This window comes from Bradyrhizobium sp. GW821-FHT13H06, assembly GCF_058803975.1.
This window is the reverse complement of sequence record NZ_JBXAPN010000002.1, coordinates 37,061-57,610: the sequence shown is the minus strand read 5'-3', so window position 1 is coordinate 57,610 and position 20,550 is coordinate 37,061. Positions and strand designations below refer to the sequence as shown.

15 protein-coding genes are annotated in these 20,550 nt (G+C 64.9%); 8 read left to right on the top strand and 7 right to left on the bottom strand.

All coding sequences use genetic code 11. The features are described 5' to 3' along the window. Positions 1–14 precede the first annotated feature (14 nt). The 6 genes from AC1RQP_RS07040 to ugpB form a co-directional block, all read right to left on the bottom strand. Positions 15–1,838: a dipeptide ABC transporter ATP-binding protein gene (locus AC1RQP_RS07040; protein WP_492936416.1), complete on the bottom strand. Its 1,824-nt coding sequence runs from the start codon at positions 1,836–1,838 to the stop codon at positions 15–17. 325 nt (positions 1,839–2,163) lie between these two features. Then, a complete protein-coding gene (locus AC1RQP_RS07035; RefSeq protein ID WP_239628040.1) occupies positions 2,164–3,063 on the bottom strand; it encodes an ABC transporter permease in 900 nt (299 codons plus the stop codon). A 215-nt stretch (positions 3,064–3,278) separates the two neighbouring features. Next, on the bottom strand, positions 3,279–4,292 hold the full coding sequence (locus AC1RQP_RS07030) for an ABC transporter permease (RefSeq protein WP_035677556.1): 1,014 nt from the start codon (positions 4,290–4,292) through the stop codon (positions 3,279–3,281). A 115-nt stretch (positions 4,293–4,407) separates the two neighbouring features. After that, a complete protein-coding gene (locus AC1RQP_RS07025) occupies positions 4,408–6,030 on the bottom strand; it encodes an ABC transporter substrate-binding protein (RefSeq protein WP_492936415.1) in 1,623 nt (540 codons plus the stop codon). 233 nt (positions 6,031–6,263) lie between these two features. After that, positions 6,264–7,316 carry an aminoglycoside phosphotransferase family protein gene (locus tag AC1RQP_RS07020; RefSeq protein ID WP_492936414.1) on the bottom strand — a complete coding sequence of 351 codons (1,053 nt, stop codon included), beginning with the start codon at positions 7,314–7,316 and terminating at the stop codon, positions 6,264–6,266. Between the two features lie 53 nt (positions 7,317–7,369). Continuing rightward, on the bottom strand, positions 7,370–8,692 hold the full coding sequence (gene ugpB / locus AC1RQP_RS07015) for a sn-glycerol-3-phosphate ABC transporter substrate-binding protein UgpB (RefSeq protein ID WP_239628045.1): 1,323 nt from the start codon (positions 8,690–8,692) through the stop codon (positions 7,370–7,372). A gap of 204 nt (positions 8,693–8,896) precedes the next feature. Between ugpB and AC1RQP_RS07010 the strand changes: the two genes are divergently transcribed. The 8 genes from AC1RQP_RS07010 to AC1RQP_RS06975 all read left to right on the top strand — a co-directional run bounded on the left by AC1RQP_RS07010 (position 8,897) and on the right by AC1RQP_RS06975 (position 18,849). Further along, the gene (locus AC1RQP_RS07010) at positions 8,897–9,892 is read left to right on the top strand and encodes a TRAP transporter substrate-binding protein (protein WP_239628047.1); all 996 of its coding nucleotides are present in this window, start codon (positions 8,897–8,899) and stop codon (positions 9,890–9,892) included. Between the two features lie 6 nt (positions 9,893–9,898). Then, positions 9,899–11,977, top strand: a complete 2,079-nt coding sequence (locus tag AC1RQP_RS07005) for a sensor histidine kinase (protein ID WP_239628048.1) — start codon at positions 9,899–9,901, stop codon at positions 11,975–11,977. Then, positions 11,947–13,692 carry an ATP-binding response regulator gene (locus AC1RQP_RS07000; RefSeq protein WP_239628050.1) on the top strand — a complete coding sequence of 582 codons (1,746 nt, stop codon included), beginning with the start codon at positions 11,947–11,949 and terminating at the stop codon, positions 13,690–13,692. The genes AC1RQP_RS07005 and AC1RQP_RS07000 overlap by 31 nt, the downstream gene beginning before the upstream one ends. Before the next feature lie 10 nt (positions 13,693–13,702). Further along, positions 13,703–14,437, top strand: coding sequence for a response regulator (locus AC1RQP_RS06995; protein ID WP_239628051.1), 735 nt, complete (start codon positions 13,703–13,705; stop codon positions 14,435–14,437). A gap of 312 nt (positions 14,438–14,749) precedes the next feature. Then, a complete protein-coding gene (locus tag AC1RQP_RS06990; protein ID WP_197968692.1) occupies positions 14,750–15,361 on the top strand; it encodes a sigma-70 family RNA polymerase sigma factor in 612 nt (203 codons plus the stop codon). 478 nt (positions 15,362–15,839) lie between these two features. Continuing rightward, positions 15,840–16,814: a hypothetical protein gene (locus AC1RQP_RS06985; RefSeq protein ID WP_492936413.1), complete on the top strand. Its 975-nt coding sequence runs from the start codon at positions 15,840–15,842 to the stop codon at positions 16,812–16,814. Positions 16,815–17,087: 273 nt separating this feature from the next. Next, positions 17,088–17,681 (top strand): L,D-transpeptidase, encoded by a 594-nt coding sequence (locus AC1RQP_RS06980; RefSeq protein ID WP_239628057.1) that lies wholly within the window; start codon positions 17,088–17,090, stop codon positions 17,679–17,681. Between the two features lie 130 nt (positions 17,682–17,811). After that, a complete protein-coding gene (locus AC1RQP_RS06975; RefSeq protein WP_239629431.1) occupies positions 17,812–18,849 on the top strand; it encodes an amino acid ABC transporter substrate-binding protein in 1,038 nt (345 codons plus the stop codon). 483 nt (positions 18,850–19,332) lie between these two features. Here AC1RQP_RS06975 and AC1RQP_RS06970 read toward each other — a convergent pair whose 3' ends face one another. Further along, the gene (locus AC1RQP_RS06970) at positions 19,333–20,472 is read right to left on the bottom strand and encodes an acyl-CoA dehydrogenase family protein (protein WP_492936412.1); all 1,140 of its coding nucleotides are present in this window, start codon (positions 20,470–20,472) and stop codon (positions 19,333–19,335) included. Positions 20,473–20,550: the final 78 nt, after the last annotated feature.

Here is a 20,550-nt window from a genome sequence, read left to right as displayed (position 1 = left end):
CAAACAATGCGCTCTTAGTGTGTCTGCAACGGCGGATGCGGGATCGCCGTCAGCAGCTCCTTGGTGTAGTCGTCCTGCGGATCGCTCAGGACCTGCTCGGACGAGCCTTCCTCGACGATTCGACCCGTCCGCATCACAATGACACGATCGCACAACAAGCGCACCACATTCAAATCATGCGAGACGAACAGATAGCTCATACCTAGCCGCGCCTTGAGGTCCTGCAGCAGATTGAGCACCACGGCCTGGACCGAGACGTCCAGCGCCGCCGTCGGCTCATCCAGGATGACCAGCTTCGGATGCAGGGCAATGGCCCGGGCGATGCCGACGCGGGCCTTCTGGCCGCCGGACAATTGGTGCGGGAAGCGGTCGAGCAGGTTGTGCGGCAGGCCGACCATGGTGGCCAGCTCCTCGCAGCGGGCGCGCAGCGCGTCGCGCCCCTTGATGTCACCCAATTGCATGATCGGGTCGGCGATGGCGCGCGCGGCGGTGAAGCGCGGGTTGAGGCTGTCGGTCGGATCCTGGAACACCATCTGGATGCGGCTGCGCTGCGGCAGGCGGGCAAAGGCCGATGGCGCGATGCCGGAGATCGCCTCGCCGTCGAACTGGATCAGTCCGGAGGTCTGGTCAAGCAGGCGCATCACCATCATCGACGTCGTCGATTTGCCGCAGCCGGATTCGCCGACGAGGCCGACGCTCTCGCCATGGCCGATCGAGAAGCTGATGCCGTCGACGGCGCGGAACACGTCGGGCTCGACCGGCGGCTTGCGGCGGAACAGTTTTCCGAGCGTGGCGGTCTCGCCCTGGCGGGGATATTCCTTGACCAGCTTGTCGACGAGGAGGAGGGGGGTCTTCTCGCTCTCCACGTTTGCAGGGTGAGAGGGACTCTCCGCGAGCACGATGCTTGGAGAGTTCCCCTCACCCGCCGCGCTCTGGGGCGCAATTGCGCTCCCGAGCGCGGCGGCCTCTCCCCGCGTGCGGGGAGAGGCGAAGGGAACCGCCGCCGCGGGTTCATCTTCCGGCAGCAGATCGCGCAAGTTCACGCCGAGCCGCGGCGTCGCGCGCATCAGCTTCTTGGTGTAGGGGTGCTGCGGATTGGCGAAGATGTCGGCGGCGTTCGCGGTCTCGACCACCCGGCCCTTCTCCATCACGACGACACGGTCGCAATAGGCGGCGGCGAGGCCCAGGTCGTGCGTGATCAGGATGGTCGACATTGCGCGGCGCTTCGTCAGTTCGACGATCAGGTCCATCACCGCCTTCTGCGTGGTGACGTCGAGGCCGGTGGTCGGCTCGTCCGCGATCAGGAGCTGCGGATTGCAGGCGAGCGCGAGCGCAATGACGACGCGCTGGCACATGCCGCCCGAAAGCTCGAAGGGATAGGCGTGGTAGCGCTCGCGCGGGCGGGCGATCTTGACCTGCTCCAGCGCCTCGATCGCCTTCTCACCGTGATCGGCCACCTGGGCCTGCTGCACATGGGTGCGCAGCACGTCCTCGATCTGGTCGCCGACTTTGCGGATCGGGTTCAGCGCCGCGCGCGGGTTCTGGAAGATCATCGAGACTTCGCGGCCGCGCAGGTCGCGCATCTGGTCCTCGGTCGCGGCCTTCACGTCGATGCCGGAGAACATCACCGAGCCCTCGGCGATCCGACCGGCGCGGTCGAGGATGCGCATCACGGCATAGGAGGTCACCGACTTGCCGGAGCCGGACTCGCCGACGATGGCGAGCGTCTCGCCCTTGGCGACGGAGATGTTGACGTGCTGCACCGCCTTCACGATGCCGCGGCGGGTGGTGAACTCGACGGTGAGGTCCTGGACGTCGAGCAGAGGCTGGGCGGTCATGAGGGCCTCCGCATCAAAAAGGTCGAAAACAACCCCATGCACAGTAGAATGAGATTGATTTCATTGGGGAATTTCGGACGCAGATTTGCGCGTGAGGGAGGCACCGCTCTCTCATTCCCTCCCCCCTTGCGGGGGAGGGGCAGGGAGAGGGGTGCAACACGGGGATTCTCTCCGCATGCGAACACCGCGGCATCCGGATCACCAACACCTCTTGCTGGGCTACCCCCCTCCCCAGCCCTCCCCCGCAAGGGGGGAGGGAGCGATAGAGAGGTGCCCTCCTCACATCCGAGTTTCACGTTGCTTGCGCCGCAAGGAAGACCAGCCATCACGTCCTCCGCTGGGGATCGACGATGTCGCGCAGGCCGTCGCCGAGGAGGTTGAAGCAGAACACGGCGATCATCAGGGCAAGGCCGGGGAACAGCGCGATCCACCATTCCCCTGAAACCATGAAGCCCGCGCCTTCAGCAACCATGATGCCCCATTCGGCGGTGGGCGGGCGGACGCCGAGGCCGATGAAGGACAGGCCCGCGGCGTTGAGGATGGCATAGCCCATGGTCAGCGACATCTGCACGATCATGATCGGCATGATGTTCGGCAGGATGTGCACCAGGAGGATGCGGAATTCGCCATTGCCGGACAGGCGCGCCGCCTGCACGAAGCCGGCGTTGCGGCGCACATTCGCCTCCGCACGCGCAACACGGGCATAGAGCGGGAAATTCACGATCGCGGTGGCCAGGATGATGTTCTGCACGGTGTTGCCGAGCGCTGCGACGATGCCCATGGCGAGCACGAACAGCGGGAACGCCATGATGGTGTCGGCGATGCGGCCGACGATGCGGTCGGTCCAGCCGCCGAAATAGCCGGCGGCGATGCCTGCGAGCCCGCCCATCAGGAATACCAGCGCGACGGATGCGACCGCAATGAAGACGTCGAGCCGGGTCGCGACGATGACGCGACTGAAGATGTCGCGCCCGAGCTGGTCGGTGCCGAACCAGTGCGCCGCCGACGGCGGCTTCAGAGCCGCGGCGGTATCGGAGGCGAGCGGATCATACGGCACCACATAGGGGCCGAAGATCGCGGCGGCGAGGATCAGGATCAGCAGCGCGAAGGCGAAGCCCGTGACCTTGTTCTCGCCGAGCACGTAGCGGGTCTGCTCGAGGATCGCGACCAGGCCGGACGTGCGCGCGGGACCGGCGGGTTCAACAGCAGGCGCAACGGAGCTCATGGCTTCACTCCTGGAGCTTCATGACTTTGGGTGGCGAGCTTGGAGTTGGCTTCACCTCTCCCGCTTGCGGGAGAGGTCGCGCCGGCGGCGCGGGCGAGGGCTTTCTCCTCTTGGGGGTTCTCGACCGCGGAGAAACCCTCTCCCCAACCCTCCCCCGCAAGCGGGGGAGGGAGCGCACCGTCCGCGTGATTCGCATCGAACGCGATCATGGTCGGCTACCCCTCCAACCTGACGCGCGGATCGATGACGCCGTAGAGAATGTCGATCACGAGGTTGAGCAGCACGTACATGACCGCCATGGTCAGCACGAAACCCTGCACCGGTGCGAAGTCCGACGAGATCAGCGCTTCCACGGCATAGGAGCCGATGCCGGGCCAAGCGAAGACTTTCTCGACGAGCACGTTGGCCCCCAGCAGGAACGAGAACACCATGCTGAGCGTGGTGATGACCGGCAGCATCGCGTTGCGGAAGGCGTAGGTGACGATCACGGTTGCGGGCGACAGGCCGCTGGCGCGCGCGGTGCGGACGAACTCGCTGGCGAGCACCGCCAGCATCGAGGCGCGCGTCATGCGCGCGATCGGCGCCAGCGAGAAGATCGCGAGCGTCGTCGCCGGCAGGATCAGCTGGCTCAGCGCCGAGCGGAATGCCTCGACGTCGCGCGCGAGCAGAGTGTCGATCAGGTAAAAGCCGGTCACCGTCGGCGGCGCGCTGTAGAACACGTCGAGACGGCCGAGCGGCGCCGGCGACCAGCCGAGCCGGAAATAGAACACATAGACCAGCACGAGGCCGGTGAAGAACACGGGGAGCGACACGCCGGCCGTCGTCGTCACCCGGCAGAGATGGTCGATCCACGATCCCGGCCGGGTTGCCGCCAGCACGCCGAGCGGAATGGCGATCGCGATCGAGACGAAGAGGCCGAGCAAGGTCAACTCGGCGGACGCCGGCAGGCGGTTGCGGATTTCGGCCGCGACCGGCTGGCCGGTGGTGAGCGAGTTGCCGAAATCACCATGGGCGAGGTCGTTGGCATAGCGGAAGAACTGCTCGACCAGCGGCTTGTCGAGGCCGAGTTTTTTCCGGATCTGCTCGACCGCTTCTTTCGTTGCGGCAGGGCCGGCGAAGTACGCCGCCGGGTCGCCGGGCAGCGCGCGCGTCAGCAGGAAGGTGACGATGACGACGCCGATCAGCGAGGGAATCGCGAACATCAGGCGCTTGCCGATCATGGTCAGCATGGGGCTCGCTCCGCTCGCGCGAATGGCGAATAGCGAATGGCGAATGGATTTTCACCGCCGACAGCCTGCATTCGCCATCCCCTGTTCGCTACTCGCCACTCGCCATTCGCTTCTCTCACCCCTTCGCCATCGCGCGATAATCCAGGCGGCGGTGGAACCAGTATTGGTAGCCGCTGATGTTCTTCTGCATCGCGACGTTGACGAAGGGCTGGTACAGCGGGATGCGCGGCAGGTCGGCGTAGGCGAGATCGACGAAGCCCTTCACGTCCTTGTCGTAGGTCGCCGTGTCGCCGGTGGCAGCGGCCGTGCGCGCGCCATCGATCAGCTTGTCCATCTCCGCCGACTTGTAGCTCATGGTGTTGAAGACGGAATTGTTGCCGTGATAGCACCAGTAGAAGAAGTATTCGGGATAATCGAGCCAGCCCGAGAACACGTTGGTGAAGAGCGGCATCTCCTTCTTGTTCAATTCAGTGCGCCAGTTGGCGCCGGGCACCTTGTTGATGGTGGTCTTGATGCCGAGCTGGGCGAGCGATTCCTGCACCAGCACGCAGAGCGGCTCGTTGACGCCCGCGAAGTTGAGGTCGAACGAGATCGTGGTCTCGAAGCCGTTGGCGTAGCCGGCCTCCGCCAGCAGCGCCTTCGCCTTCTCCATGTCGGTGTTGAACTTGTGCGGCTGCGGCCAGGCGACTTCGGTCGGCTTGTCCTTCGGCGCGCCGAACATGGGGTTGCCGAGCCCGAACAGCACGGCGTCCATGATCTTCTGATACGGCATCGCATAGGCCATCGCCTGGCGCACCTTCGGATTGTCGAAGGGCGGCTTGGTCACGTTCATGCCGATATACTGGATGCCGTTCGAGAACGGCAGCGACACCACGTTGAGCTTGCCGCTCGCCTTCATCTCCTGGAAATCCTTGAACGGCAGCTCATAGGAGATGTCGGCGTCACCACGTTCGAGCAGCGCGCGGCGGTTGCCGGCCTGCGGCACCATGCGCCAGATCACGCGCTTGATTTTCGGCAGGGGACCGCCGACCCAGTCGTCGTTGCGCTCCATCACCACTTCGGTGCCGGCGGTCCACTTCACCACCTTGTAGGCGCCGGAGCCCGCGGTCTGCTGCTTGGTGAATTCGAGACCCCAGGGATCCTTCTCGCTGGCGTTCTTCTTCACCAGCTCGGAATTGACGATGCAGGGCACGATGACGGCAAGATCGGGTATCGTGAGCTTGTCCTTCTTCAGGAAGTCGACGCGCACGGTGTGATCATCGATCACGACGAACTGCTCGGGCTTTGTCAGCGAGCCCGCGCTCATCTGGAAGGTCGGGAAGCCGCCGACGCTGACGGCGCGGTCGAGCGACCATTTCACGTCCTTGGCGGTGACCGGCGCGCCGTCGTGGAATTTGGCATTCTTCTTCAGCTTGAAGGTGACCGACATGTCGTCGATCTTGAAGTCCTCGGCGAGCTCGCCCTTGAACTTGTCGCGGTCGTAATAGGGCACCCCGCCCGGACCGCTCTTCATCTCGTGGCTGATCAGGCGGTCGTAGCAATTCCAGGACACCTCGTAGCCGGGCACGTTGGTGCCGATGCCATGGATGTCGAGATTGTTGGGGCCGCCCTCCGAGACGATCAGCAGCGTCTCCGAGCGGGCATCGGCCCTGGCGGAGGAGATCACGGACGGCATGGCCGGAAGCGCCGCTCCGGCGGCCAACCCGGAAACGGATTTGAGGAAATCGCGGCGCTTCATGAAATTGCTCCAACACAACGTTTTGGTTGGAACCTCTTTCGCAAGGTTCGTGCCAGAGCTTAACGAGGTATTACCCGCGGATTAACATGCTGATTCCAATCATGTTCTGCCATTTCTGGCGGAAGTTGAAGGGCGCGACCAAGCCCTCTTATTGCATACAAAGAGAGACGATTGCTCAAAATATAGGCTAACAAATGGAGGAGCCCATTTGGAAGGCGGGAGGCGCGGCGTACTCACCCTGGCCAGATCAGATCCTGAAGCTCGACCAGGTCCGCCGCCCTCTCCTGCCAGCCTTCGATGCAGATGTGGCTGTTGAGGTCGCTGGCGCGGTGCAGCAGCATCAAGGCCATCAAGCGGCGCTTGAGCGCGAAATCGAGCTTCGTATAGCCAAAGCCTTCGAGCAGGCTCTTCACCCGGCCCGGCCGTCCCGCCGCCATGAAGGCGCTGGGGCCGAGCAGGTCGTAGTCGCGCCATCCCGCGAGCACGTCGCCGAAGTCGAACAGGCCCTTGAGCGACCATTGGCCGTCATCGCAGGCGAGCAGGAAGTTTTCCGGAATGTATTCGCCGATCAGGATCACCGGCGGCGCATCCATCGGAATCAGCTGAGCCGCATCGCGCAGGAGATCGTCGAGACCGGCGAGGAATTTCGGCGCAAGTCCGAGACGTGTGTGCCGGGCCTTGCAGCCCTGCATCTGCCGACGCATGAAGTCGTCCCAGCGCGGCTCGATCTGCGCGAGCGCGCCGAGCGGGGCGCGCTGCACGGAAGCGATGGTCTCGCCGATCTGGCGCAGCACGCGCTCCTTCTGGTCTTCCGGCAAATGCGGCCAGACCTCCGAGCCGAGCGTGCCGGCAAGGCGCGTGATGATCAGATAAGGCCAGCCGTCGCGCTCGCCCTCCGCCACGATCTCGGGAATCGGCAAATGCAAGCGGCCGGCAAGCTGCGACAGCGAGGCGCGCTCGGAGACGAATTGCGCGCGCAGCAGCGGCGGGAAGATCTTCAGGATCAGATTGTCACCGAGGCCGACGACGAGATTGGTGCCTGTCGCAAACACAAGCGGCGCGCCGACATCGAGACCGTGGCGGCGCGCGATGTCGAGCGCGATCGGCAACCATCGCGAGGACGCCGAGCGGAAGGCGCGAAAGCTTTCCGCATCGGTGAGGTGAGGAAGCGTCATCGACATCGCGCGCACAGTAGGTTTGCGCTCGTCATGCCCGGGCTTGTCCCGGGCATCCACGTTCTTCGTGCTGCGTGGCAAGTCGTGGATGGCCGGGACAAGCCCGGCCATGACGCTGTGGAAAGGTCTCGCGCTCCGGTCAACGCCAAGCTTCTATCCTGCTTCTACCGATCCGGGCTTGCGCGCTCGAACTGGCGCAGCAGCTTGTTGCCGCGCTCGACGGCGGAATCCAGTGCGGCTTGCGCGCTCTTCTGGCCGGAAAAGGCCTGCTCCAGCTCGTCCTCGATGGCGCCGCGGATCAGAATGAAGGAGCCGAGCCGGATGCCCTTGGAGTTCTCCGTCGGCGGATGCAGCGTGATCTGCTCGAACGAGATCGCCGAGCCCGGATTGCGCTCGTAGAACCCCTGCGACCGCGTCAGCTCGAAGGCGGCGCGGGTCACGGGCAGATAGCCGGTGTTCTGGTGCCAGGCGGCCTGCACGGCGGGTTGCGACAGATAGGCAAAGAACCGCGCCACGCCCTTGTATTCCTGGCGGGGACGGTCGCGCAGCACCCAAAGCGTGGCGCCGCCGATGATCGAGTTCTGCGGCGCGTCCTTCACGTCCGGCCAGTACGGCATTATGCCGTAGCCGATCTCGAACTTCGAATTCGCCTTGATGTCGGCACGCGTCGCCGAGGAGCCAATGAAGATGCCGCATTCGCCCTTCTGGAAGCGCGGCTCGGCTGATTGCCCGCGGCCGCTGTAGTCGAACAGCCCAGTCTTCTGCCATTCCGCGAGTTGGGCAACGTGCTTGACGAGAAGCGGATTGTTGATGGTCAGTTCGGCATCAAGCCCGGCAAACCCGTTGGCTCGCGTCGCCAGGGCCAGATTGTGGAAGGCGGAAAAATTCTCGACATGGACCCAGGACGGCCAGGACGTGGTGAAGCCGCAGGCCGCGCCATGGTCGCGCAGGCGCTTTGCGGCCGTCCCCAATTCCGGCCAGGTCTTCGGCGGCGCCTCCGGATCGAGGCCCGCCCCACGGAACATGGTCTTGTTGTAATAGAGGATCGGGGTCGAGGAATTGAACGGGAAGGACAGCAGATTGCCGGCCGCATCGGTGTAGTAGCCGGAGACCGCGGGCAGGTAATCGTCGAGCGAGAACGGCTCGCCCTGGTCCCGCATCAGGCTGAACACCGGATAGATCGCGCCCTTGGCCGCAGTCATGGTGGCGGTGGCCACCTCGTTGACCTGGACGATCGCCGGCTGGCTGCGCGAGCGGAAGGCGAAGATCGCGGCCGTCACCGTCTCGGTGTAATTGCCCTTGTAAGCCGGCACGATCCGGTAGTCGGACTGCGAGGCGTTGAAGTCGGAGGCGAGCTTGTCGAGCTGCCGGCCGAGCTCGCCGGACATGGCGTGCCACAGCGCGATGTCCGTGGCGGCACGCACAGGCGCGGCCAATGAGAGAGCCGCAAGGGCGGCGACGAGCTGCAAAAGGCGCAGTGCTGACATCACGGTGGCTCTTCCCTTGCCGCACGCCGGAAGGCGGCTGCCTTGCTTAAGGCGCGGCATTGGCGGTTTCAACCGGGAACGAGCGCCGGCCGCGCCGCACAATTCGGCCCCGCGGAACCGGCGGGATGGCCTTCCCCCGACCATCTGCTAGATTGCATTGAACCTTTTCCTTCCACCATAGACTCCACCACCGAGGGGTTGAGTGTGTCAGTGCTGAACCGTGCCGAATCTTCGCGGACCGGGGTGATCTTCGTCGCGCTTCTGCTGGCCGTCTGGACGACGGGCGCCGTTGCGCGCGAATTTCGCGCCGCCGACACTCAGGCCGAGAATTACCCGACCGTCCAGGCGCTGCGCTACATGGGCGCCCTGATCGCCGAGCGCAGCGGCGGCCGGCACGAGATCAAGGTGTTCCACTCCCGTCAGCTCGGCGAGGAAAAGGAGACCATCGAGCAAACCCGGGCCGGCGCGATCGACCTCAACCGGACCAACGTGGCGCTGATCGGCAATTTCGTCCCGGCGATGAACGTGCTCGCGATGCCGTTCCTGTTCCGGTCCATCGAGCACATGCAGAACGTGCTGGACGGGCCGATCGGCAGCGAGATCTTGAACAGTTTCGAGCCCTACGGCTTCGTTGGACTCTGCTTCTACGATTCGGGCGCGCGGTCGATCTACAATGGCGTCCGCCCGGTCCGAAGCGTCGCAGATCTCCAGGGATTGCGGATCCGGGTGCAGCAGTCGGAGTTGATGAGCCAGATGATGCGCGCGCTCGGCGCCGAACCGGTCGAGCTGCCCTACGGGCAGGTGCTCACCGGGCTTGCCAACCACCTGATCGACGGCGCCGAGAACAACTGGCCATCCTTCGTGACGACGGACCATTACAAGCATGCCGGCCACTACACGCTCACCGAGCACACGATGAGCCCGGAGGTGCTGGTGATCTCGCTGAAGGCCTGGCAGAGCCTGTCGCCGGACGACCGGATCATCTTCAGGGAGGCCGCGCAGCGCTCCAGCCGCTTCATGCGCGAGAAGTGGCGCGACCTCGAGGAACAGTCGCAGCGCAAGGCGCAGGACGCGGGCGTGACCATCACCAAGGACATCGACCGCAAGCCGTTCGAGGCGGCGATGGCCGCCATCTACGCCAAGGCCGGACGCGATCCTGCGGCGGCCGCGCTGATCGAACGCATTCGCAAGGTGGAGTGAGGCCTGTTGGCTGCACTTGGACATCACGAACACGCGGACAGGCCGCCCGGCCCGATCGGGCAGCTGCGCGCGCGGCTCGTCGGCGTGCTGCGGGCGGTGCCGATCCGCTGGCGCATCCTGTCGATCGCCGCGCTGAACTCCGCCGTGGTCGTGGTGCTGGTGGCGATGATCTGGAACGGCGCGCAGGTGCTGGGCTCGGCCTGGCACGACGTGCGCCAGGTGCGCGAGTCCGACCGGATCCTGGCGCTGCTCGAAAGCGAGACCGGACGCCTCCAGAACCTGATCCACCGCTATATCAACCAGCCGAGCCCGGACCTGTTCGCCGAGATCCTCCTGCTGCGCGAGGCGGTGCTGGGCACACTGACCAACCGCGCCGCCAAGGACCCGATGCTGTCGGGCTCGGTCGAGGAGCTGGAGCGCACCACCGATCGCTTCCTCAACGGTTTCGGCGAGCTGCGCAGCGTGCAGGCGACGATCGCCAAGACCTATGAGGAGCAGGTGCAGGGCCCGGCCAGGGACATGGCCGGCCTCTACTCCATCATCGAGGGCGCCACCGGCCATCGCGACGCGCTGATCTGGCCCTCGCTCGGCAAGTCCCGCGAGGCCTTCACCGCGATGCTGGTGGCGGCCAATTCCTACTACCTGTCGCAGTCATCGGGCGCCGCCGACGACGCGCGCCGCAACACCGAGACGATCGAGAAGACCATCCCGGTCATGATCGATCTCGCCGACAACGACCTCCAGAAGATGGCCCTGCGGCGGCTTGCGGCCCGCACCATGGCGCTGCGGGAGGGCTTTGCCAAGCTCTCCGAACAGCTTGCGAGCCGCACCGAGCTGCTCCGCAACACCATCGACGCCAGCCAGGCCGAGGCGATCGGCGCCATCGACGACCTCTCGAGCAAGATGCGCCAACGCGAGCAGAAGGCGCAGGAGACCTTCGACCGCACGCTGGGAGATATTTCCCGGCGGGTGCTGTCGATCGCGGTCATCTTCCTCGGCATCATCCTCACCGCGGGCGTCTTGATCGCACTGTCGATCCGCCTGCCGCTGCAGCAGATCATGACCGCGATGCGTGCGATCACGCTCGGCGACCTCGATCGCGAGGTGCAGGGCACCAAGGCGCGCGACGAGGTCGGCGCCATGGCGCGCGCGGTGGAGGTGTTCCGCGAGAACGCGATCGCCAAGCGCGAGACCGAGGACGAGCTGCGCGCCTCCAAGGAGAAGGCCGAGAGCGCGCTGCTCGAGCTCAATACCGCGCAGCAGAATTTGATCGATGCCGAACGGCTGGCGGCGCTCGGCGGCCTGGTTGCCGGCGTCGCGCACGAGGTCAACAACCCGATCGGCATCAGCCTCACGGTGGCCTCCAGCCTGGCCCGGCGCACCGAGATCTTCGAGGCCCAGCTCAAGGGCGAGGGCGGCCTGCGCCGGTCGCAGCTGGAGGAGTTCGTGCAGTCCTCACGCGACGCCTCGCAGCAGCTCGTCGCCAACCTCCAGCGCGCCGGCGAGCTGATCCAGTCGTTCAAGCAGGTTGCGGTGGATCGCTCGCATATCGAGCGGCGGCAATTCTCGCTCAGCGAAGCCACCGACCAGATCATCGCCAGCCTGCGCCCGGTGCTGAAGCGGTCGCCGATCACGCTTCAGGTCGACGTGCCCGAGGGGCTGCTGCTCGACGGCTATCCCGGCTCCTACGGCCAGATCCTGACCAACCTGTTCCTCAACGCCGCCAACCACGCCTTCGCCGACGGGCGCGCCGGCACGATCGCGATCTCGGCGCGGCCGCGCGGGACCGACGACATCGAAATCAGCTTCGCCGACGACGGCGCCGGCATGACCCCCGACGTGCAGCGCCAGGCCTTTGACCCTTTCTTTACCACCCGGCGCAATGAAGGCGGCACGGGACTCGGCCTCCATATCGTCTATAACCTCGTCACCCAGCAGCTCGGCGGCCGCATGGTGCTGGAATCCAAGCTGGGACAAGGCACCACTTTTCGCATTATCATCCCCCGGGTCGCCAAGGGCGGCACGCAAAGCACAGAAAGTGACGGATCTTCGCAATGGCCGAACAGGACGATGTCCTCCACCTGATCGACGATACCGGTACCGCGTCGGAGGATAGTAACGCCCGGAAGTGGAAGATCGCCGTCATCGACGACGATCCGGCCGTGCATGACGGCACCCGTTTTGCGCTGTCCGACTACAGCCTCAACGGCCAGAGCCTGGAGATCCTTTCGGCCTATTCCGCAGCGGAAGGCCGCAAGCTGATGGCCGAGCACGGCGACATCGCCGCCGTGCTGCTCGACGTCATCATGGAGACCGACGTCGCCGGCCTCGAACTGGTCGAGTTCATCCGCAACGAGATCAGGAACGAGACCGTGCGCATCATCCTGCGCACCGGCCAGCCCGGCCAGGCGCCGGAGCGGCGCGTGATCGTGCAGTACGACATCAACGACTACAAGGCCAAGACCGAGCTCACCGCCGACAAGCTGTTCACCTCCCTGACCGCGGCGCTGCGCTCCTATCAGCAGCTCGAGCGCATGGTGCAGACGCGGCGCGGGCTGGAGATCATCATCGACGCCGCTTCGACGCTGTACGACTTCAAGTCGATGCAGCGGCTCGCCGAGGGCGTGCTGACCCAGCTCGCCTCGCTGCTCAACGTCGACTGCGCCGGCATCCTGGTCCTGCGCGACAATGGCGGCGTCGATCCCGAGCTCTCGGTGCTCGCCGGCAGCGGCTGCTACAGCCGCTTCATCGGCACCACCACGTCGAAGGCGCTCGATCCCGACCTGCGCGAGATGGTCGAGGCCGCGTTCCAGCGCCGCAAGAACGAATTCGCCGACCACCGCAGCGTGATCTATCTGCGCACCGGAAGCGGCCGCGAGGTCGTGGTGCTGCTCCAGGCCGAACGCGAGCTGTCGGAGACCGACCGCTCGCTGGTCGAGATCTTCTCCAGCCGGCTCTCGATCGCCTTCGACAACGTGATCCTCTACCAGCAGCTGCAGGACGCCAACACCCAGCTCGAGGACCGCGTCGCCCAGCGCACCCGCGCGCTGATGCAGGCCAACCGCCGGCTCTCGGCGCAATGGCTGCGGCTGCAGCGCGCCAACGGCTTCAAGAACGAGATTCTGGGCACCGTCGCGCACGACCTGAAGAATCCGCTCGGGGTCATTCTCGGCCGCACCGAGATGCTGAAGGAGCTGATCTCGACCGGCGCCTCGGAAAGCGGCGTGGTCGCCCAGGTCGACCACATTCGCGACGCCACCAAGCGCCTGACCACGATGGTCGATCACCTGATCTCGGATGCGATGGCCGATGCCTTCGACATCACCATCCGCCGCGAGCCGGTCGACGTCGCCGCGCTGGTCAAGGAGGTTGCCGAAGCCAACCAGCCGCTCGCCGTCAACAAGCAGCAGACGATCAGCGTTGCCGCGCCGGCCAACATGGTCACCATGTGCGACACCGACCGCATCCGCGAGGCGATCGACAATCTCATCAGCAACGCCATCAAATACTCTCCGATCGGCGGCAAGATCGACGTGGTCGTCAGCCATGAGGGCCGCGACACCACCGTCCGCGTCAGCGACGAGGGTGCCGGCCTGTCGCCGGAGGATCTCGGCCGCCTGTTCGGCCGGTTCCAGCGGCTGTCGGCAAAACCGACCGCCGGCGAGAGCTCGACGGGGCTTGGGCTCTCCATCGTCAAGCGTATCATCGACATGCATGGCGGCGAGGTAACCGCCGACAGCGACGGCCCCGGCAAGGGATCGACCTTCACCATCACCCTCCCCGCGACTGAAACGCCGTGATGCAAAGCCCATGACCCAAAGCCAGCACATCATGATCGTCGACGACGAGGCCCCGGCCCGGGAGATGGTCGGCGATTACCTCAAGATGCACGGCTTCACCGTGACGCTGTGCGACGGCGGCAAGAGCTTGCGCGCCGCGATCCAGGGCAGCATGCCCGACCTCGTCGTGCTCGATCTCAACATGCCCGAGGAAGACGGGCTCTCGATCATTCGCGACCTCAAGAGCCGCATCAACGTGCCCGTGATCATGCTCACGGCGACCGCGAGCCCGATCGATCGCGTCGTCGGACTCGAGCTCGGCGCCGACGATTACGTGGCCAAGCCCTGCGAGCTGCGGGAGCTGATGGCGCGCATCCGCTCGGTGCTGCGGCGGAGCGTGCCGGCCAAGGCAGCAGTGCCCGAGGCGGCGGCGAAATCGGACAAGGAGCAGCTGGTGCGCTTCGGCACCAAATGGCTCGATCTCGAAGCGCAGGCCTTGCGCGACGACGAGGGCAACGAGCATCCGCTGACGGCCTCCGAGTTCGGGCTCCTCAAGGTGTTCGCGGCCAATCCGAAACGCGTGCTGTCGCGCGAGCGCCTGCTGGAATTGGCCAATGCGCGCGACGCCGAGGCCTTCGACCGCGCGGTCGATCTCCGCATCATGCGCATCCGCCGCAAGATCGAGCCCGACCCGGCCAAGCCGGCCGTGATCCGCACCATCCGCGGCGGCGGCTATTTGTTCTCGCCGGCCGGCGAGAAGGCGTAGGGACGTCATTCCGGGACGCCCCGAGGGCGCCCCCGGGAATCACGGCGAGGCCGGACGACACCGAACGCAACAGCCAGAAATACGTTCCCGGCGCCTCCGCTCAGCCCCAAATTCCCACTCCCGTATTTTCCGCACGTTGAAATTCCACGTCTTTTTGGCCCGAATGTTTCGTCGCGGCCGCTGCGACGAAACAATTTGGCGGCGCACGAAACCATTTTCTCCTTTTCGTGCAGACATCCCGAAACGTTGGCTGATTAACACTTCGGCCTAAGGAAACGCCGCTCGGTTGCGGCGCTACGGGGAGCCAAGTCAATGCCGAACGTCATCGCCATCAACGCCCAAGCCAGCCAGAGCATCATCGCCGCTCAGGCGACCTCGGACGACATGCTCCTCGAGAGCATTGCCGACGGCAACCGGACGGCGATGCACATCCTCTATTGCCGGCACAATGTGCGGGTGTACCGCTTCATCCTGCGCATCGTGCGCGATGCCACCACGGCGGAAGACCTGGTCAGCCAGGTGTTTCTGGATGTGTGGCGGACCGCCGGCCAATTCCAGGGGCGCTCGCAGGTCTCGACCTGGCTGCTCTCGATCGCCCGCTTCAAGGCGCTGACCGCGATGCGCCAGCGCCGCTTCGAGGACATCGACCAGGAAGATGTGCGCCAGATTGCCGATGGTGCCGACACGCCGGAGACTTCGCTCGACCGCAGCGACACCAGCGCCATCCTGCGCGCCTGCGTGCAGAAGCTGTCGCCTGCGCATCGGGAGATCATCAACCTCGTCTACTATCACGAGAAATCGGTGGAGGAGGTCGGGCAGATCATCGGCATCCCCCAGAGCACGGTGAAGACGCGGATGTTCTATGCCCGCAAGCAACTGGCCGATTTGCTTAAGTGTGCCGGCGTCGATCGTTTCGCCGCCTAACTCCAATCAATTCAATGGGATAGGGCCGCAGCGCAGGCCCTGTCCCCGGACACGGAAGTGTTACCGCCGACGAAACAATTGAAACAAAGCGCAACATCAGGCGGAAAAACTTCACTCCTATAAAGTCCCCATACGGTTTCGTTAAACCTCCCAAGGACCTCCAGCGACCCGGACGATGCCCCCGTCCGGGTCGTTTTGTATTTGGGGGAGAGCGCACCGTCGGCGTGGCCGGGGGGCGCGTCCATCCTGCCACTCGGCTTCGGCGTCCTAAGGCGCGACGCGATCAGGATGAATCGTCATCGCGCTTTAGGTGGTTGTTTAAGCATGATCTTTTCGGAAAACCGCTGCGCACTTTTCCGGGTCATGCTTTTAGCTGCTGAACGTGAACAGCTGACACCGGCATCATCTGTCGCCCTTGTTGCTTGACTCCGCGGACCGGTCCGCTGAGTTTCGCGAGCGACGGAATCAACCGCCCGCGATGGACGACGCGACCACCAGCACCGACATCCGCCTTCGTGAAGGCGCCTCGATCGCCCAGCGGCTGGTGATGTCCGGCTTTGCGGCCGCGGTTGCGCTGTGCTTCACGCCGGGCCTGTTCACGCGCGACATCCTGGAAATCGCGATCTCCGTGGTCGCGCTGCTCGTGGGGGCGGGCTTCGTCGTCGGCATCATGATGGCGCCGGCGGTGGTGTGGATCATCACACCGAGCGAGATCCTGATCGGGCAGCAGCGTCCGTTCGGAAAGCTCCGCACGCGGGTCGTGCCCAAGGACGACATCAGGGAATTGCAGGTTCCCGGCAGCAAGAGGGTGAAAGCCCGTTTCCAGCTGGCCTTCACGCTGGCCTCGGGGGAACGCCTGACGTCCCCGCCGATCTCGGACGTCACGCATGTGCATGACACCGTGACCCGGATCGCCACGCAATTCGGCGTTCCCAATGTCGAGGCACCCCGCAATCCGCTCGATGCCAGCAATCCCGAGATGCATCTCGGCGAAGCCATCGAGCCGTTTCCGGCGCGGGAGATCTACGTCGTTGCGCTGATCGCGGTCGCCGTGAGCGCCGTTCCCTATGCCTACAAGCTCTGGCGCGGCCTGCCGCCGGGCCCGATCGACATCGCGCTGTTGCCCGCCGGCGCGATCGCGGCGTTCGTCGTCTACAGATACGCCAACCTCGTCACCGGTGCCTTCTGGATCATCCGGCCTGCCGACATTCGCGTCGAGCGCCTGTGGGGCGACGGCAGCCTGCGCGCGGACCATATCGAGGGGCATGAGGTGAAATCGATCACCGTCGAGCGCCGCGGCCGCTCCGAGGACGAGCACTGCATCGTCGTGATCCGGTTGCACTCGGGGCGACGATTTCGCAGCCCCCGTATCGGGTCGCGGGCCGAGGCGCGCGCCGTGGCCACGGAGATCGTGCGCCGCCTGGAAATTGCGCCGGAGAGCAACAAGATCTAGCTGCACCAAGCGCCAATTATCGAAGTCGATCTCCCCGCGACCTCCGTCGGAGTCTCTCCCGGTGGCAAGCGGGAGAGGAGCGCAGTACCGCCTCGCCGCGACAATCTATGCTTTTCGCGCCATCCCCTGTTCGTGGCATTGCTCCGGCCCGTCAAAAAGCCAAAGTATTCTCGTGACATACCAGGGCGGCGCGCCATCAACTTGCCACGAACTTGCCCCTCAGGTTTGATGGTTCATGATTGATTTGCGCTGTGGCAGCGGGGAGAGCTTTACATGACGGATTTTCGTCGCCTGACCGGGATGTTTGTGGCTGCGATGGGCCTGATTCTGTCGACGCCACAAGCTTTCGCCCAGCAGCCGGACCGCGGGGACGAGCCGGGACTGGTCGCCGATGACGGCTACCAGCTCGAGCCGGAATGGCAGAAGCAGGTGGTCTACTTCCGCACCACCGAGCCGCCGGGAACGATCATCGTCTCGACCGCAGAACGGCACCTCTATCTGGTGCAGCCCGGCGGGCGCGCGATCCGCTATGGCATCGGCGTCGGCCGCGACGGTTTCCAGTGGCAAGGACTGGTGACCATCACCAACAAGAAAGAATGGCCGGACTGGACGCCGCCGCCGGAGATGATCCAGCGCCAGCCCTATCTGCCGCGCTTCATGGCCGGCGGCCCCGGCAATCCGTTGGGGGCCCGCGCCATGTATCTCGGCACCACGGTCTACCGCATCCACGGCACCAACCGCCCCGACACGATCGGCACCAAGGTGTCTTCCGGCTGCTTCCGCCTCGTCAACAATGACGTTGCCGATCTCTATGATCGCGTTCCTGTTGGCACCAAGGTCGTCATCCGGCAGAAGCCCGAGCTCTAAAGCTTATCGTCCGAGCATGATCTTTTCGGACGGCCGCTTCGCGCTTCGCGCTCACGCCGCCCTCCGAATCCGGATCATGCTCTCCGTCCTCGCCTGACTCCTTTTCCCGGTTTTTCGAGAGAGCAACATGATGCGCACTTTTCGTGGCGGCCTGCTGATCGGGCTCGCCATCGCCGTGCTGGTCGCCGTCCTGGCCATCATCTATGAATTCTACGACACCCGCACCTTGAAGCGCACCGTTCGCCGGGGCGAAGTGCTGTGCGGCGTCAACAAGGGCCTGCCGGGCTTCTCGATCCCCGATGACAAGGGCAACTGGACCGGCTTCGACGTCGATTTCTGCCGCGCGGTCGCCGCCGCGATCTTCAACGATCCGGGCAAGGCGAAGTTCGTTCCGCTCGACGCCAATGAGCGGTTCAAGGAGCTGCAGAGCCGCAAGGTGGACATCCTCTCGCGCAACACGACCTGGAGCATGGCGCGCGAGCTCGACTACGACCTGTATTTTCCGGCCGTGGCCTATTACGACGGCGTCGGCTTCATGGTGCTGCGCTCGCGCAACAAGGAGACCTCGCTGGACCTGACAGACAGCAAGGTCTGCGTGCAGAGCGGAACCACGACGACGCTCAACGTCGCCGATTACTTCCGCGTCAACAACATGAAGTATGAAGAGGTGAAGTTCGACAAGCTCGACGACGTCGTGAAGGCCTACGACACCGGCAAGTGCGACACGCTCTCGGCCGACGTCTCCCAGCTCTATGCGCTGCGGCTGAACCTCTCGAAGCCCGGCGACCACATGATCCTGCCGGACATGATCTCCAAGGAGCCGCTCGCCCCCGTCGTGCGTCAGCGCGACGACGACTGGATGATGATCGTGAAGTGGACGCTGTATGCCATGATCAACGCCGAGGAGCTCGGCGTCACCTCTGAGAACATCGACGAGGCCTTGAAGTCGAAGAAGCCGGAAGTGATGCGCCTCGTCGGCACCGAAGGCCGTTACGGCGAGCAGCTCGGCCTCACCAAGGACTGGGCCGCCCGCATCATCCGCCACGTCGGCAATTACGGCGAGATGTACGACCGAAACATCGGCGAGAAGTCCAAGCTGAAGATCCCCCGCGGCATGAACCAGCTGTGGAATGCCGGCGGCGTGCAGTACGCACCGCCGATGAGGTAAGGCGACGGTCTCTCCACCGTCATTGCGTCGATAGTGCTAACAACACGTGCGGTGCGTTCCCTCCCCCCTTGCGGGGGAGGGCAATCGCATATGAATTACACGGGGACCGTCTGCAGGCTTGCTCCGCCTCTCCCGCCTGCGGGAGAGGCCGACGCGCTCGCAGAGCGCGGCGGGTGAGGGCTCTCGCCGCGCAGGGACGTGTCCTCAGTTGTTCTCAATAATCCCGGCGCGGAGACACCCTCTCCCCAACCCTCCCCCGCAAGCGCAGGGCAATCGCATTTGAATATTGCAGAGGTCGTCATGCCCGGGCTTGTCCCGGGGCATCCACGTTCTTTGTGCTGCGTGGAAAGGCGTGGATGGCCGGGACAAGCCCGGCCATGACGCTGTGGAAACAGTCGGTACCCATAGCCACGTCTCATATGCGATAGCCCTGCCCGCAAGCGGGGGAGGGAGCGCAGGGTACCGTGTTACACGAGCAACTGCTCAATACCCCCGCGCGCGCGCCAGCTGCTCGGTGTGGTAGTTGGCATCGCCGAACAATTCCTCGCACACCCGCGCGCGCTTCATGAAGAAGCCGATGTCGAACTGGTCGGTCATGCCCATGCCGCCATGCATCTGGACGCCTTCCTGCACCGCGCGCGTGGCGGTGGTGCCGGCGCGGGCTTTCGCGACCGCGACGGCCGAGGCCGCCTTGGCGACGTCGCCATCCAGGGCCTGCAGCGCCTTCATCACCGCGGCGCGGGTGATCTCGATGTCGACATAGAGCTCGGCGGCGCGGTGCTGGAGGGCCTGGAATTCGCCGATCAGCTTGCCGAACTGCTTGCGGCTCTTCAGGTACTCGACGGTGCGGCCGAACACCTCCTCGCTGAGACCGACCATTTCGGCGGCGACCGCGCCGCGGCCGATATCGAGCACGCCTTCGAGCAGATTTGCGCCCTGATCGACCTCGCCGAGCACGCTGTCGGCATTGACCTCGACATTGACGAATTCGATCCGCGCCGCATTGTGCGCATCGACCATGATGGTGCGCTCGATCGCGACGCCCTTCGCCGCGGGGTTCACCAGGAACAGCGTCAACCCCTCGCGCTCACCGGCGGCGCCCGTCGTGCGCGCGGCGACGATCAGGAGATCGGCGACGTGACCGTCGACCACGAGGGCCTTGGCACCGCTGAGCTTGAACCCGTTGCCGGCGCGCACGGCCTGCAGGCCGGTGTGGAGCGGACGGTGCTTGGCGCCCTCGTCGATTGCGAGCGTTGCGAGCAGCGACCCGCTTGCGATCTTCGGCAGATATTCCGATCTCTGCGCGGAGTTACCGCCGCGGTTCAGCGCCGAGGCCGCGACCACGCTGGTGGCGAGGAAGGGCGATGGCATCAGGGTGTGGCCGATCTCCTCCATGACGACGCCAGCTTCGACATGGCCGAGGCCACTGCCGCCAAATTCTTCAGGCACCAGAAGACCGGCAAAACCCATCTCGGCAAAGGAATGCCAGAGCTCCTTGGAGAAGCCGGTGGGGTCCTTGCTGTCGCGCAAATGACGCAGGTGCGACACCGGAGCCTTGTCGCTGATCAGCCCGCGCGCGCTGTCGCGGAGCATCGATTGTTCTTCGGTGAGGACGAGGGCCATGTGCAAAGTCTCTGATATCGCGTGGAATGCATATTGTTGGTGTCATTCCGGGGCACGCGAAGCGTGAACCCGGAATCT